Source organism: Laspinema olomoucense D3b, from assembly GCF_025370785.1.
GTDB lineage: Bacteria > Cyanobacteriota > Cyanobacteriia > Cyanobacteriales > Laspinemataceae > Laspinema > Laspinema olomoucense.
This window is the reverse complement of the sequence record NZ_JAMXFA010000011.1, coordinates 82,391-97,961: the sequence shown is the minus strand read 5'-3', so window position 1 is coordinate 97,961 and position 15,571 is coordinate 82,391. Positions and strand designations below refer to the sequence as shown.

General features: G+C 48.5%; 9 protein-coding genes. 3 read left to right on the top strand and 6 right to left on the bottom strand.

Going from position 1 to position 15,571, the window contains the following annotated elements; genetic code table 11:
• Nucleotides 1-36 precede the first annotated feature (36 nt).
• From NG792_RS10400 to NG792_RS10390, 3 genes are all read left to right on the top strand, one after another.
• The gene (locus NG792_RS10400) at nt 37-6,339 is read left to right on the top strand and encodes an AAA family ATPase (protein ID WP_261235390.1); all 6,303 of its coding nucleotides are present in this window, start codon (nt 37-39) and stop codon (nt 6,337-6,339) included.
• A gap of 107 nt (nt 6,340-6,446) precedes the next feature.
• Complete coding sequence (locus NG792_RS10395; protein WP_261198803.1) at nt 6,447-6,827, top strand: response regulator transcription factor; 381 nt, start codon at nt 6,447-6,449, stop codon at nt 6,825-6,827.
• 173 nt (nt 6,828-7,000) lie between these two features.
• Nucleotides 7,001-7,651, top strand: a complete 651-nt coding sequence (locus NG792_RS10390; RefSeq protein ID WP_261235389.1) for a YqiA/YcfP family alpha/beta fold hydrolase — start codon at nt 7,001-7,003, stop codon at nt 7,649-7,651.
• Between the two features lie 170 nt (nt 7,652-7,821).
• Here NG792_RS10390 and NG792_RS10385 read toward each other — a convergent pair whose 3' ends face one another.
• From NG792_RS10385 to NG792_RS10360, 6 genes are all read right to left on the bottom strand, one after another.
• Nucleotides 7,822-8,139 (bottom strand): DUF5132 domain-containing protein, encoded by a 318-nt coding sequence (locus tag NG792_RS10385; protein WP_261198805.1) that lies wholly within the window; start codon nt 8,137-8,139, stop codon nt 7,822-7,824.
• Between the two features lie 31 nt (nt 8,140-8,170).
• Nucleotides 8,171-10,444 carry a heavy metal translocating P-type ATPase gene (locus NG792_RS10380; RefSeq protein WP_261235388.1) on the bottom strand — a complete coding sequence of 758 codons (2,274 nt, stop codon included), beginning with the start codon at nt 10,442-10,444 and terminating at the stop codon, nt 8,171-8,173.
• Nucleotides 10,445-10,562: 118 nt separating this feature from the next.
• Entirely contained in the window at nt 10,563-11,549 is a 987-nt protein-coding gene (locus tag NG792_RS10375) for an HMA2 domain-containing protein (protein WP_261235387.1), read from the bottom strand.
• Nucleotides 11,550-11,959: 410 nt separating this feature from the next.
• On the bottom strand, nt 11,960-12,229 hold the full coding sequence (locus NG792_RS10370; protein ID WP_261198808.1) for a FeoC-like transcriptional regulator: 270 nt from the start codon (nt 12,227-12,229) through the stop codon (nt 11,960-11,962).
• A gap of 193 nt (nt 12,230-12,422) precedes the next feature.
• The gene (gene feoB / locus NG792_RS10365; RefSeq protein WP_261198809.1) at nt 12,423-14,738 is read right to left on the bottom strand and encodes a Fe(2+) transporter permease subunit FeoB; all 2,316 of its coding nucleotides are present in this window, start codon (nt 14,736-14,738) and stop codon (nt 12,423-12,425) included.
• Nucleotides 14,735-15,385 (bottom strand): FeoA family protein, encoded by a 651-nt coding sequence (locus tag NG792_RS10360; protein WP_261235386.1) that lies wholly within the window; start codon nt 15,383-15,385, stop codon nt 14,735-14,737. The genes feoB and NG792_RS10360 overlap by 4 nt, the downstream gene beginning before the upstream one ends.
• Nucleotides 15,386-15,571 lie beyond the last annotated feature (186 nt).

The window sequence follows — 15,571 nt, the reverse complement described above, 5'->3', positions numbered from 1 at the left end:
CCTTTAACCGCACGACTTACTAGAAGAAAAATAACTATGAATATTCTGGGGTATGAATTAGCTGAACCGATGGAAACCGGCCTCAATACTATCATTTATCGGGGCTATAATGCGACGGATGGGACTACAGTCATTTTTAAAGTATTGGCTTCTCCCTCTCCGACCATTGAAGACTTGATTAAATTTAGAAATGAGTATGAAATTTGTAAAAATTTGGATATTGCCGGAATTGTCAAGCCTTTAGCCTTGACCGACTATCAAAATAGTTTAGCCTTGGTTTTGGAGGATTTTGGCGGCCAGTCTTTAAAAAAGAGCATGGACGAAAAACCCCTCACCCTCGCCGAGTTTTTGCACCTAGGGATTCAGCTTACCACCAGTCTGGGGCAACTCCATGAACATGAGATTGTTCATAAAGATATTAAGCCTCAAAATTTGATTATTAATCCCCAAACCGGGGAAATTAAAATTACCGATTTTAGCATTGCGATGCGACTGGCTTCGGAAAGTTCTTGGAGTCAAGAGACGGTTTTGGAAGGAACTTTATCCTATATGTCTCCGGAACAAACGGGCCGCATGAATCGGGCGGTGGATTATCGCACGGATTTTTATTCTTTGGGGGTGACGTTTTATGAAATGCTCACCGGACGAGTCCCCTTTGAGGCGGTTGATGCCTTAGAGTTAATCTATTGTCATATTGCCAAAATAGCGGTTTCTCCCCATGAAATTAACCCGCAAGTTCCGCAAGCGGTAGCGGATATCGTCATGAAATTGATGGCGAAAACTGCGGAAGATCGCTATCAGACCAGTCAGGGTCTGTTGTTTGATTTGCAGACCTGTTTAACACAATTAGAAGCTAGGGGAAGTATTGAACCGTTTGCCGTGGGAGAACGCGATCGCGCCAGCCAATTGCTGATTCCCCAAAAGCTCTATGGGCGAGAAAAAGAAGTGGAAACGTTAATGGAAACCTTCCATCGAGTTGCTCAAGGTAGCAGCGAAATGATGCTGGTTTCTGGCTATTCTGGCATTGGTAAATCCGCCTTGGTGGCCGAGGTTCATAAACCAATTGTCGGGGCGCGAGGCTATTTTATTTCCGGGAAATATGACCAATATAAACGAAATATTCCCTATGCTGGATTGATTCAAGCCTTTTCTGAATTGATAGATCGCCTTTTGACTGAAAGTCCCGATCGCATTACCTTTTGGCAAGAACAACTCACCGAAGCTTTGGGGAGTAATGGACAGGCGATCGTGGAGGTGATTCCCAAGGTTGAAGCCATTGTGGGACCCCAACCGCCGATTGCCGAACTCGGACCAATTGAATCCCAAAATCGCTTTAATCGGGTGTTTCAACAATTTTTGCAGACTTTTTGCAAAAAAGAGCATCCCCTGGTGATTTTTCTGGATGATTTACAATGGGCCGATACTGCGTCTTTACACTTAATTTATCAACTGATTAATGACCTAGACCAACAATATTTTTTACTGATTGGGGCTTATCGGGATAACGAAGTGAATGCGCTTCATCCCCTGATGCAAACCCTGGAAACGTTGCAATCAATGGGGGCAACGGTTAATCATATTGTGTTGCAACCCTTAGAGATGGTTCACGTCAACCAATTGATTGCCGATACTCTGGATGAACCGGACCGATCGCGCCCATTGGCGGAACTACTTTACCATAAAACCCAGGGTAATCCCTTTTTCCTCACCCAACTCCTCAAAACCCTCTGGGATGAAAAACTCTTGAGTTATGAGTTTAGTGTGGGCCTCTGGCAGTGGGATCTGGACCGGATTTTAGCCGTGGGGATTGCCGATCGCAATGTGGTCGAATTAATGGCCCGCAATATTCAAAAACTCCCGGAATCGACCCAAAATATCTTACAGTTAGCCGCTTGTGTGGGCAATACTTTCACCTTAGAAGTCCTGGCGATCGTCAATGAAAGTTCCCCGATGGCAACTGCTGCCTCACTCTGGTCTGCCTTACAATCCGGCTTAATTTTACCCCTGAGTTCGGGATATAAAATTCCCCTGCTGATTGGGGATGAACCGGCGGAAAACTCCGAGTCTCCCACGGGAGTTACCCTGTCTGATTTATTAGAAACTCAGTCCATTTCTTATAAGTTTTTGCATGACCGAGTTCAACAGGCAGCTTATTCGCTGATTCAAGAAGATCAGAAAAAAGAAACTCACCTTAAAATCGGGAAACTGCTGCTGAATAATATTCCCCCAGAGGAACGAGAGGACACAATTTTTGCCCTAGTTAATCAACTCAACTATGGCTGGGATCTGCTGAAAACCCAAGAGGAAAAAGATGAACTCGCCCAGTTGAATGCGATCGCCGGAAACAAAGCAAAAGCCTCCACAGCTTACGAAGCAGCTTTGCGCTATTTGAAAGTGGGCATCCGACTCTTAGGTGAGGATTCCTGGAATAGTCACTATGAATTAACCCTCTCTCTCTATGTCTCCACCTTGGAGGCGGAATACTTAAATGGAAATTTTGAGGCGGCGCAAACCTTAGCCGACTTGATTCTGGACCAGGCGAAGGCAGTTTTGGATCGGGTGAAAGTGTATGAAATTTCCATGCAAATGTATGCGGCGCAACATCATATTAGTCTAGCGATTCAAACGGGATTAACTGCCTTAAATTTGATGGAAGTTTTCCTGACTCCCGCCTCGAAAGAACGGAGTGAATCCCTACAATTGCCCGAAATTGACAGCATTGCCGAACTGCCGGAAATGACCGACCCTTATGAACTGGCGGTGATGCGAATTCTCATGAATTTAGTGGCCCCGGCTTTACATAGTAGCCAGTTAGAATTATGGTTCCAATTGGTTTTAACTGCTTTAGAACGCTGTCTGGAAAAAGGACATTCTGCTATTGCTGCATTTACTTACAGTTGGTATGCCACTCTTCTTTGTGGGTCCGGAGATATCGAACGCGGCTATTATGCCGCACAAATTTCTGTGAAATTGTTAGAACGTTTTCAAGCAAAAACCCTCAAATGCCAAGTTTATAATATGGTGTTTGCCTTCGTGCAACATTGGAAGCAGCCGGTTATAGTCGCGGTGGAGGCGTTACAAGAAGGGCTACATAGTGGCTTGGAAGTGGGAGATTTGGAATATGCTAGTTACTGCGCTTGTAAATATTGCAGTTACTTGTTTTTAAGTGGAGAGTCCCTGGAAACCGTTGCCAGAAAACAAACTCCTTATATTGAATTACTCCAAAAACTCAAGTATGAAATTGCCCTTTATGATGGCAGTACCTGGCGACAACTGGTGGCGAATTTACAAGGGTTAGCCCCGGATAAGTATCGGTTAGTCGGGGAGGTTTTTAACGAAGACTTGATTTTGCCTAAACTCAAAGAGGCGAACGATGGATGGTCTCTATTTAATGTTTATCTGGCCAAAACTATCCTCAACTTTTTGTTACAACAACGACAAGTTGCCCTAACTTATGCTACCTTGGCCGCTGAATATTCGGGTTCCGTCAGCGGGGCTTTTACAATGGCGGTTCACAACTTTTACTATTCTTTAGTGTTGTTGTCTGCCTATCCTTCCGCTGCTGCCGCAGACCAGGTGAAGTATCTGCAACAAGTGGAATGCAATCAAGAAAAGATGCAGAAATGGGCGGAACTGGGGCCGATGAATTACCAGCATAAGTATGAGTTAGTTGAAGCGGAGAAAGCCCGAGTTTTAGGTCAGAGTTTAGAGGCGATGGATGGCTACGAACGGGCCATTGTGGGGGCGAAAGAAAATGGCTATCTGCCCGAAGAAGCCTTAGCCTACGAACTGGCATCGAATTTTTATCGCCATCGCCATCAGGAGAAATTTGCCGACACTTACCTGAATGAAGCTTATGCCATTTATACGAAATGGGGAGCTAAAATTAAGGTAGAGCAATTAGAAGCAAAATATCCCCAGTTAAAGCTACGCCCGCCTGCCATTTCCCGGAGTGGCACAGCCCGGGCTCAAATTACAACGGCGACCACTTTTGGGAGTTCCGCCGCTTTGGATTTAGCCACGGTAATTAAAGCTTCTCAAGCGATTTCTTCTGAACTCCAAATTGAGAAGCTGGTTGAGAAGCTAATGAATATTCTCATCGAAAATGCCGGGGCGCAGAAAGGATTTTTGGTGTTAGCGGAAAGAGAAAAACTGATTCTGGCGGCAGAAGTGGATGGGAACAAAAAATCGCGGGAGGTCAAGCTACGGTTTGACGCTTTAGATGCCAAAGCGGATCTGCCTTGGTCGATTATTCATTATGTCCGGCGGACTCAAACTCATGTGGTTTTAAATGATGCCCTCCGGGAGGGATTATTTACGAACGATCGCTATGTTAATACCCATCAGGTGAAGTCGCTGTTATGTGCACCGTTTGTCAATCAAGGAAAACTGGTGGGGATTATTTATTTAGAGAACAATCTCACCCGGAGTGCTTTTACGCGCGATCGCCTAGAAGTGTTACGACTCCTCTCGGGACAAGCGGCGATTTCCATTGATTTAGCCCGAACTGTAAACCAGTTGCAAGATACTGTCGCTTATTTGAATGCGATCGTCAACAATATCGCCGATGGGTTGCTGGTGACGGATATGCGCGATCGCATTTCTCGCTTGAACCCCGCCTTATTAGAAATGTTTGGATTACCCCCCACCGAACTACAGGGTCAGGATTGCCAGGAGGGACTGAGTTCCGAACTCGCTGCCTTAGTCTCACAATCCCGGGAACGCCTCACGGAAGTGCTATCGGCGGAAATCCCTTTAGCGAGCAATCGCGTCGGTAAAGCTGTCGCCACTTCGATTGTCACGGACTCCACCGGGGAGGAACAGGGTCCTAGCTGTATCGGGACTGTCACCTTGATCCGGGATATCACCACGGAAAAAGAAGTCGATCGCATGAAAACCGATTTTATCTCGACGGTTTCTCACGAACTGCGAACACCCCTCACTTCCGTGGTGGGATTTGCCAAAATCGTCAACAAAAAACTCCATGACAAGATTGTAGGCGCACTGGAGAACGCGGACAAGAAAACTCAGCGGGCGTTGCAGCAAGTCACGGACAACATTGAGATTATTATTTCTGAAGGCGAACGGTTGACGAACTTGATTAATGATGTGCTAGACATCGCCAAGATGGAAGCGGGGAAAGTAGAGTGGCAAATGCAAGCGATTTCCCTCAGCGAACTTATCGAACGGGCGATCGCCTCCACTTCTAGTCTATTTCAAAGCAGTCAGTTACAGGTGCAGGTGGAGATTCAACCGGAACTGCCACAAGTCAGCGGCGATCGCGATCGCTTGTTGCAAGTGCTAATTAATCTCATCTCCAATGCCGTCAAATTCACCGATACCGGGACTGTCACCCTCCGCGCCACCCAAAATGAGGAACAGATGGTGGTTAGCATTATCGACACCGGCATCGGCATCTCCCCAGAGTATCAAGATACAGTGTTCGAGAAATTTAAACAAGTGGGAGATACCCTCACAGATAAACCCCGAGGGACTGGACTAGGACTGCCCATTTGTAAACAAATTATCGAACATCACGGCGGCAAAATTTGGGTCGAAAGTACACCGGGTCGAGGCAGTAGCTTCTCCTTTAGCTTACCCTCCCTCGGGTCTAGCGTTACCCCTGAACTCGAAAAACTCAACTTGGATAGCTTTGTCAAGCAACTCAAAGAACGAATTGTAACCACCCCGCAACGGATAACGGATTCGGTTAAAACCATTCTCGTGGTTGATGATGATACTCACATTCGCTCTCTGTTGCGTCAAGAATTAGAAAGCTGTGGATATCAAGTGCGGGAAGCACAAGATGGCATGGAGGCGATCGCCGAAGTCAAATCCCTGAAACCGGACCTAATTTTACTCGATGTAATGATGCCGCAAATCAGTGGGTTTGATGTGGCAGCAGTCCTCAAACATGACCCGGAAACGATGGATATCCCCATTATCATCCTATCTATCATTGAGGATAAACAACGGGGATATCGCTTAGGAATCGATCGCTACTTAACCAAACCCATCGATACCGAAAAACTGTTTGAGAATATCGGGGCCTTACTGTCCAAAGGGGCTTCCAAAAAGAACGTGATCGTGGTCGATGAAGATGCCGGTGCCGTTAAAACCTTAGTCGATGTCCTAGAGGCAAAGGGATACAGTGTCGTGGAAGCAGCGACGGGTCAAGAATGCATTGAAAAGGCAATGGCGATCGGACCTGATATGATTGTTCTCAATTCTGTGCTATCTGAGCATCACGAAATCGTCAAAACCTTGCGCTTTGAAAAAGGGCTGGAAAATGTCTTATTTTTATGGCTAGATAATGACGGTTCTGGTGCTATCAGGTAACCGCACCCAAAAGCACACCCTGACAAATCAGGCCATTCAAACGGGACAAAGTATCTTTTTCCCGTTTGAATTCCACCGTCTTTTGTTTACCCCATATAGGAGGTTATATGGCGAAAAAAATCTTAATCGTGGATGATGAACCCCATATCCGCATTCTCATGGAACAAACCCTAGAAGAACTCGAAGAGGAGGGGGTAGAATTGCTAACGGCCATCAATGGAGAAGATGCGCTCAATACCATCAAAGCCGAAAAGCCCGAATTAGTTTTTCTGGATGTCATGATGCCCAAAATGAGCGGCTTTGAAGTCTGCAATGCGGTCAAAAATGAACTCGGCATCAAAGATGTTTATATTATCATGCTAACTGCCAAAGGTCAAGAGTTTGACAAACAAAAAGGCAGGGAATCCGGGGCAGATTTGTACATGACTAAGCCCTTTGACCCCGATGAAGTCCTAGAAAAATCAATGGAAATTTTAGGAATCGATTAAATTCTTTCCGTAGGGACGATTTGTCAATCGTCCCTATGATCATGTTTACTGGATTACCTAGACTGACCTAACCTAAATTATCCCACTTCTTTTGAAATAAACTGGATAAATCCTATGATTTTCCCCGGGAGTGGGAGCATCTTGCTCCCTGCTAATGCCAAGGATAGTTAATAATGACTGAAAATTTGCCTCGGACTTACATTTATTTACATGGATTTGCATCAAGTCCCAACTCATTTAAAGCCAATTATCTGCGCGATCGCTTTGCTGAAATAACCCTTCCTCTGAAGATTCCTAATCTCAATCAGGGGGATTTTTCCCATCTGACTCTGACGCGGCAACTAGAACAAGTTGCGAGGGAATTCCCAGCAAAACCGGCTACAGTTACCCTCATTGGCTCCAGTTTTGGGGGACTAACTGCTGCCTGGTTAGCGGAACAATCTCCCCAAGTCGATCGCTTGGTTTTATTAGCCCCCGCCTTTGAATTTCTGAGTCATTGGATGGTGAGTTTAGGGCTTAAACAGATGGAATTCTGGCAAGAAGAGGGTTATTTGCCGATTTATCATTATGGAGAAAAGCGCGAAATTCCCTTGAGTTATCAGTTTATCACCGATGCCCAAAATTACATTGAAAATCAGTTGCAGCGACAGCTACCGATTTTGATTTTACATGGGGTTAAAGATGAGGTGATTCCGGTTGAGGCAAGTCGTCGCTTTGCCGCTTCTCGCCCTTGGGTTAAGGTGGTAGAATTGGATAGCGATCATGGGTTGGGGAATGTGATGCCGGAGATTTGGGAGGAAATTAAAGGTTTTTGTGGAATTTAATGGGGTGGGAATGGTTGAAGAAGCAACACCCAGCGGGGGATCAATCGATTGGCGGCCTAACAGCTAAAGTGGGTTAAAACCGACTTATCCTGTGATATTTTTAGTCGGTTTTAACCGAATGCAAGCTATGAGGCGGGGTTTTAAAACCCCGCCCCCCGCCGGATTTGAGTTTATCCTTTATTGGGCGGTTCCGAGTTAGGAATTTGATGGGATTGAGCCATTGCTTCGGCTTTGGCTTCTGCTAAAATATCTTCCCATACTTCGTTGGCTTCAGCGACAGCAACTTTGCCTTTTTCATAGAGGGTAATGCCATTTTTTAGAGTGGCTTTGGCGATGGGTTTGGCGACTTTGCCGATCGCCGGTAATAAAATGGGGGCGAGGACCACTGCACCGATTCCCAAGGCGATCGCCCGTCCTCCTTTTCCCGCTTCCATCATTTCCGTGAAATGTTGTTGAATTCCGGCTTGTTTCCAATGAATGAGTCCCATGATACAATTCCTCCAGTAAGGGTAAGGGGTATTAATTTCGGTTGGATTGGGCCTGTTCTGATGCTGATCGCGGGGGATCTCGGTGCATCAGAGGACGTAACCCGTTTAATCCAGCGGCGATCGCTGAACCGTTGTGAACCACCGTGGCGGCTAAGGGGTGCAATCCGCAGGTGGATGCTAAAACCAGGGCGGCTAAATTGGGTCCGACAACCAAGGTGGTATTTTGTTGTATAATCTGCTGGGTTTCTTTGGCGATCGCGATCGCATCCAGCAACCCCGTCAAATCGTTCTCCATCAATACCACGTCAGCAGTTTCTCGGGCCACATCGGATCCATTAGCAAAGGAGACGGAAACATCCGCATAAGCTAAGGCAACGGAATCATTTAACCCATCCCCCACAAAGGCAACGGTTTTCCCCGATTCGTGTAATTGGCGCACCAGGGCCGCTTTTTGTTCAGGAAAGGCTTCGGCATGGGTATGACGGGCGGGAATCCCCAGTTTCTCGGCGACGGCAATGGCGCGGGGACGTTCATCCCCGGTCAGCATTTGCACCTCAATGTGATATTCGGACTGCAACCGTTGAATCACCGCCGGGGTTTCCCATCGCAGGGGGTCTGCATATTCGATGACGCCTTGGAATTGGCCCTCACAAGCGACGTAAATTAAAGAACAGTTGACATTCAGCGCACAATGTGATTCGTGACAATCTAATCCGCGATCGCATCGTCGTTGATGATCCGTCAAACATTCCACCGTTACTCCGGACTGGCGCAAGAAGCGATCGCTACCGACTAAAACCGTGCGCCCTTCAATCTCCGCCTGAATGCCCAAACCCACCTCATAGTGCCATTCTCCCCGGGACAAGAGTCTCACTCCCCGATTCTGGGCCTCTGCCACAATCGCCTCGGCTACCGGGTGAGAAATCCGTTGTTCCGCAGCCGCCGCGAGTTCCAGCACTTGTTCCTCTGAGATTGCTGCGGCTGCGGTGGTGATCCTCACTACAGATAGATTGCCTTGGGTGAGAGTGCCGGTTTTGTCAAATACCACCGTATCCACTTCCGCCAATTGTTCCAAGGCGCGTCCACTGCGGATCAAAATCCCATGTCGGGTGGCATGAGTCAGGGCTGCCATAAAGCTGGTGGGGACAGAAACGCGAATTCCCGTCACAAAGTCTAAAGTGAGAATCGCTGCCGCCCGTCCGGGGTCCCGAGTCATTGCCCAAACCAGGGCCGCCCAGATTCCCGCAGGTAGGACGGCGCGATCGGCGATGTTCGCCGCGTAATTTTCCATGCGCGTATCATGGACTGGGGCTTTTCTCACTAATTCCAAACTTGCTGCAGCCCGGGTGGCAGCCCCGACTCGTTCCGCTTGGATATACAATTCCCCGGACCGCAGGAGGGTGGAGGCATAAACCCGAGTTCCGGTTTCGGCGACAATTGGCATGGATTCGCCGGTGAGTTTCTGGCGATCAATGGTGGCAGTTCCCTGTAAGACAATGCCATCCACGGGGATTTGTTCCCCCGGATAGACAATCACCGTTTCCCCAATTTCCACCTCAGTGGCGGGAATTTGCTGTTTTTCCCCCTGGCGTTCCACCCAGGCAAAGCGCCCGATGGTGTCCATCAGGTCCGCAGTCCGGGCAGCAGAGGACCGGGCGGTGCGATCGCGGATGGTATCCCCGACTTCATGCAGGGTCATGACTAAGGCAGGGGTGAGCAAATTCCCGCGCAGGGATGACAGGGCGATCGCCATCAAATCCAAGCAGTCGATATTCAGGCGGCGTTCAGTAACCAGACTGAATATCGCTCGTTTAGCCACGGGTAAAGCAGCCCAGGCAACGCTTAGAGCCATCACGGGTTGCGGAATCGGCAATCGTAAAGGACCGCCCAGAATCGCCAACAGGGTGGCAAGGGCCGGCCATTTTATATCATGACTCTCGGGTTCCCCTGCCGGAAGTTCAGGAATGAGGGGTTTGATCTCACTTGCGGGGTGCTGCTGGAGTTGGCTGGTTTGTTGAATCACTTTCACCCACTGCGATCGCCTTCTTTCATCGCTCATCCCCTGGGTTTGGTACTGAATGGCGATGGATGCGGCAGTGAGATTCACGCGCACTTGCATCACTCCGGGCTCACTCGCCATTGCTTGTTCGAGGCGATCGGCGTAGGGGCGATCGCGGGCGAGGCGCGGGACTCTAAACCTGACTCGTCCCGGTATGGCATGAACTACGGTACAAGCAACCCAAGTCGGCGTCACTTCAGCGAGGGGATTCCCGGATTTGTTCCAAATTTCTATATCTGCTATCATGGTCGTTCTCCTAGGTGCGATTACAGGGATCACTACAGGACAAGAAATCGGGTTTCTGGCGTAGATTGTGGTGAATTGCCACAATTTCGTGAAGAAACCCGGTTTCTAACCCGTGGGATTACACCGCCGCCCCCATAAACCGATTCATAAGGGCATTCACAAAGGCCCGAGCAAAACAAGGGTTAAAATAATTCAAGGCATCCTCGTCCGCCTCGGGGGTGAAACTCGCATCGGGTTCTACTTCGGCGACTCCTGGGGTTTCCTCGGCATAATCAGGTTCTTCCAGGGAATTTTGTTCTGGAGTGGGGGTTTCCTCGGGTAAGGAATCGGCGATCGCCACTTCAATTATCTCCACAAGGTGCGATCGCCAAAATTCATCTAATCCTGTAGCAATTTCATACTGAATCACAATCGAGGCGGTGAGCGGATTGAGGCGGATTTCTGTGACTTCAGGTTGGGCACTTAGGGCAGTTTTGAGGCGATCGGCACAAGTGCTATCCTTGGCAATGTTTGGCACTCGCAACCGCACTCGTCCGGGAATGGCATGAACAATTTCAACTCCCATCGCCGATGGCGCTTTCACCACTGCTTGAGGAGCAGTCGGGGCCGGAGTTGCCACCGCTGGAACCTTTACCACAGCGGCATCTGTGGAGTTTTGCTCCAATTGGGCGATCGCCTGTCGCGTCACACTTGCGGCTATCACATTCCCCAGTAACGCCCATCCCCCACGCAGTTTCAGGGTCTGCGTCAACAACATCCCTGCAATCATCGGCGCTAATGTCTCCAATTCTTGATGATGGAGCAGAAAATTCCCCACCTGCTTTACCGGGTCCGGGTCGCTGTTTATCCCCGAAATTCCCCACCCTTGTAGCATTTCTAGCACCTGAATCAGGGGAATAACATGAGGATTGAAGACAATAATTAAATCCCCCGTTTTGGCCTCTCTAGAAACCGCTACAATTCCCGGTTCTTGTCCCAACTGTTGCCCAAGCAAATTGAGGCAAAGAATACCCGTCCCATCCCCCGCCCGCAATTGCACAAACCCCTCAACTGCCTGAACTAATTTAACATTTCCGATCCCAGTGGTTGCCGTTTGACTGCCCATTCCCTTTCCTCCCCTAGCCCCGGGTATTTTTTCAATCCGTTATCGCCGCTGGCTTGAGGACTAAAAGTTGACCCTGGATAAAACTCTCTAGTCTTAGAATAAAACTTTGGCTCGATTTTAGCAAGGGTTTTCCGGATTGTTAACAAAACTTTAATACCACCACTTCGCTCAACTTTTCTGATACAATTAAATCCACTGGACTTTTGTTATTGAGAACAAATACCAGTAATTTTCTATCATTTTCCCTTTCCTGAATCGAACCGAGTAATACAGCAAGGGTTAGAAACCGGGTTTCTTAACAAGAACTAGGGCAATTCGCCCCAAATCTACGCCAGAAACCCCGTTCCTTGTCCTGAAATTAATTGAAAAGGTTTCTCACTCTGAGCTGACAACTCTATCCATTAATTCTTCTATCCCGAATGAGGACAACCGGAAAAGAGGCTTTCAGTGGCAGGACCCTCGGCTTTTACCCAGTAATAAATAATCAGAGTCTCTGGGGCGCAACTGCCACAACTGCCACAACGATTGGAGGAAACTATTTTTTGCACCCGCCCTTTCCGAATCAGTTTCTCCAACATGGGACTTAAGGCATTAGAATTAACATGAAAATGCTGTTCCAGTTGTCCCAAAGAGGCTTGACCCCGTTGGGATAAATAGGTTTGAATCTCCTTTAATATCATCTTTTGTGACTCATTTGAAAGAGTGAACGCCTACTTTGAAAACCGTGAGGGAGTTTAGGAGAATTAAGGGTCCCGGTCAACAGAGTAATCTCAAAAGCCCCCTTTTCTAAGCCCCCCTTTCTAAGGGGGGTTGGGGGAATCGACCTGGAATTTTGCTTTCCGGTCTCCCTGCTATTTCTGCTGCCGATCGCCTTCACCCCTTAACAGGCAAAATGGGTCGAGAGAGTTTCATCAGAACAAAACTGGCAACCCCAAATAAAACCAAACCCACAATCCACAATAAAGAGGCGATCGCGTGTTGTGAAAATGTGGCTACTTGATAGAAGATCACCGCACTACTATAAGCCAAACCCGTGGTCCAAAATGCCACAAACAAGGTCCATCGCAGACTGGTTTCCCGATGAATAGCGGCAATGGCAGAAACGCAGGGAGAATATAAAAGAACGAACAACAGATAAGCAAAAGCACTGGCCTGCCCTTGAAACCGAGCGTTCATTTCCCCAAAAGTACCCGCCACAATCCCCGTTTCTGTGCCTATCTCCTCAGTGTCTAAGGAGTCTTGGATATTTAAACCGAGGGGGTCGAGTAACGCTGCCGGAACCTCAGCTAAATTGGCCGGAATTGAGGCAAATGCTTCTTGGACTTGTCCCCAGAAGTTAAATTCCTCTGCCGTTGCTTCATCCTGACCGATCGCCCGTTGTCGCGCCATGTTACTATACAAAGAATCCAAAGTCCCCACTAGCGCCTCTTTCGCAAAAACCCCGGTAAAAATTCCCACCGTGGCGGGCCAGTTATCGCGCTGGATTCCCATCGGGGAGAGGACTGGGGTAATTGCCTGACTGGTAACACTCAAAATAGAGCGATCGCTATCTTGGTTACCAAAGGACCCGTCAACCCCCACGGAATTTAATAACCCCAGAACCATCACCATAATGATGATAATTTGACCCGCTTTTAAGATAAATCCTTGGAGGCGGTCCCAGGTATGAATCATTACCCCGCGCAAGCTAGGAAGGTGATAGGGAGGCAATTCCATGACAAAGGTGGAGGGTTTTCCCTGCAACAGGGTCTGCTTCAACACTAACCCCGTCACCACCGCAGCGAGTACACCAATGATATATAACCCAAACACAATATTTTGACCCGCAACGGGGAAAAATGCGGCGGCAAATAAGGCATAGACGGGTAACCTCGCCCCACAGGACATAAACGGATTCATGGCGATGGTGAGGAGGCGATCGCGCGGATTTTCCAAGGTGCGACTGGACATAATCCCCGGCACATTACAGCCAAATCCCACCAACATTGGCACAAAGGATTTCCCTGGCAGTCCCACAAAGCGCATGAACCGATCCATGACAAAGGCGGCCCGGGCCATATACCCGGAATCTTCCAAAATAGACAGGAACAAAAATAAGAATCCAATCACCGGAATAAAGGTAGAAACCGTTTGAATCCCGCCTCCTGCGCCATCCGCCACCAGGGCCACCAACCATCCCGGAGTACCGATACTGACTAGCATCCTGCCCAATCCGTCCACAAAGATAGCACCGGCGAGAAGGTCGAAAAAGTCGATAAAGGCGCTGCTGATGTTGATGGTAAACAAGAACATCAGATACATCACCCCTAAAAAAATGGGAATCCCCAACCAGCGATCCAGGACAATACGATCAAGTTTTTCAGTTATACTCGCACTCACTTCTCCCCGGCGTTCGGTCACCCCTTGGGTAATTTGGTGAATGTAACTATACCGACTGTCGGCTATAATAATATCTAGGTCTTCCTCCAGAACCTGATGAATTTGGCGACGGTGAGTGACAATCACGCGGTCCAATTCCAAGTCGGTATTGACTGAGGCCCCGCGATCGTCATATTCCAACAGTTTGAGGGCGGCCCATCGCGGCGCAACGGTGATTTTTCGGTCGGCGATCGCGGTTTCAATGTCTAAAAAGGCTTGTTCCAGAATCGCCGGATAGGGGACGTAAGCGTGAGGCAGAGTGGGACGGTCTACTTGTTGGGCGATCGCATCTTGCAAGGCACTCAACCCTTCCCCTTTCGTGGCCACAATCGCTATCACCGGACAGCCTAAGCGTTCCGACAGGAGTAACGGATCAATATTAATCCCCCGTTCTTTCGCCACATCCATCATATTCAAGGCGAGCACCATCGGCAGACGCATCTCGATTAATTGCGTTGTCAGATACAAATTTCGCTCTAAATTCGAGGCATCTACAATATTAACGATCGCCGTCGCTTCCCCGGACAACAGGTAATCCCGGGCCACCAGTTCATCCAGTCCCGTTTCATCATCTTCCGCATCCAGGCAATAGACCCCGGGCAGGTCAACCACCGTAATCTCACGATTACCCTCACGATAAGTACCATCTTTGCGATCCACCGTGACTCCCGGCCAGTTGCCGACGCGCTGGTTCGATCCAGTCAAGGCATTGAATAAACAAGTTTTCCCGCAGTTCGGGTTCCCTAACAGGCCAATAATGGGGTGCTTCATCGGTCTACCTTTTCTATACAGAGTGCATCGGCTTCGTCTTTCCGCAGGGTCAGGCTAAATCCGCGTACCTTGATTTCCGTGGGGTCGCCTAGGGGTGCGTGGCGGATAATTTTAAACTCGGTTCCCGGCGTTAATCCCATCGAAAGCAGTCGCCGTTTATAGCTGCGGTTTGTGGATTCATAGCCGATAATTCGCCCTTTGGCACCGACTGCAATCTCTCGCAACCTGGTTTTTAGCTTTTTGTGGGGGGGTAAAACTTCTGGGACCGCCGCGCCGCCCTGGGTCGAATCCACACAAAGGATATTCCCCGTCATACCACCCCCTAACCCGATCTGGCAGTCGCCTATTATCACAATCACTGATCCGCTGGCGCTGCGATCAATAACGACTAATTCCGTCCCTTCTGTGACTCCCATTTCAGCCAGATAGGTTTTCAGGGAACTCCCCCCAGTGATCTGGGTGACTCTCCGGCGATCGCACGCTTGGGCGATCGCTAAAGGACTGTCCCCCCTGCCCTTTTGGGGATTGCAAGGCGGGGAAACCTCCCCGGTTCGGTTGGGTTGAGTCGTTGTCCCCAAATAACTAAACCAGGTATCCTTGGGATGCTGATATCCCGCTGCCTTGTTCAATATCCCGAGTCCTTTCATGATTTACCTCTATTATTGAGAAAAATTATTAATACTGAGATAGGAAAATCCTACCTTATTCTCATTAAAAAAATAAATACTGTATCTTAAACCACAAATAAGCCGGGGTTTTTGCATCCTTTTAGAGGATCGTCAGTCAGTCAATTCCGCTTGCATTAAACCCGCAGACCGCATTCTATCATCTCT

Bases quoted from the DNA above. Each gene is read 5' to 3' on its own strand.
- NG792_RS10400 (WP_261235390.1), top strand. From the start codon at position 37: ATGAATATTCTGGGGTATGAATTAGCTGAACCGATGGAAACCGGCCTC.
- NG792_RS10395 (WP_261198803.1), top strand. From the start codon at position 6,447: ATGGCGAAAAAAATCTTAATCGTGGATGATGAACCCCATATCCGCATT.
- NG792_RS10390 (WP_261235389.1), top strand. From the start codon at position 7,001: ATGACTGAAAATTTGCCTCGGACTTACATTTATTTACATGGATTTGCA.
- NG792_RS10385 (WP_261198805.1), bottom strand. From the start codon at position 8,139: ATGGGACTCATTCATTGGAAACAAGCCGGAATTCAACAACATTTCACG.
- NG792_RS10380 (WP_261235388.1), bottom strand. From the start codon at position 10,444: ATGATAGCAGATATAGAAATTTGGAACAAATCCGGGAATCCCCTCGCT.
- NG792_RS10375 (WP_261235387.1), bottom strand. From the start codon at position 11,549: ATGGGCAGTCAAACGGCAACCACTGGGATCGGAAATGTTAAATTAGTT.
- NG792_RS10370 (WP_261198808.1), bottom strand. From the start codon at position 12,229: ATGATATTAAAGGAGATTCAAACCTATTTATCCCAACGGGGTCAAGCC.
- feoB (WP_261198809.1), bottom strand. From the start codon at position 14,738: ATGAAGCACCCCATTATTGGCCTGTTAGGGAACCCGAACTGCGGGAAA.
- NG792_RS10360 (WP_261235386.1), bottom strand. From the start codon at position 15,385: ATGAAAGGACTCGGGATATTGAACAAGGCAGCGGGATATCAGCATCCC.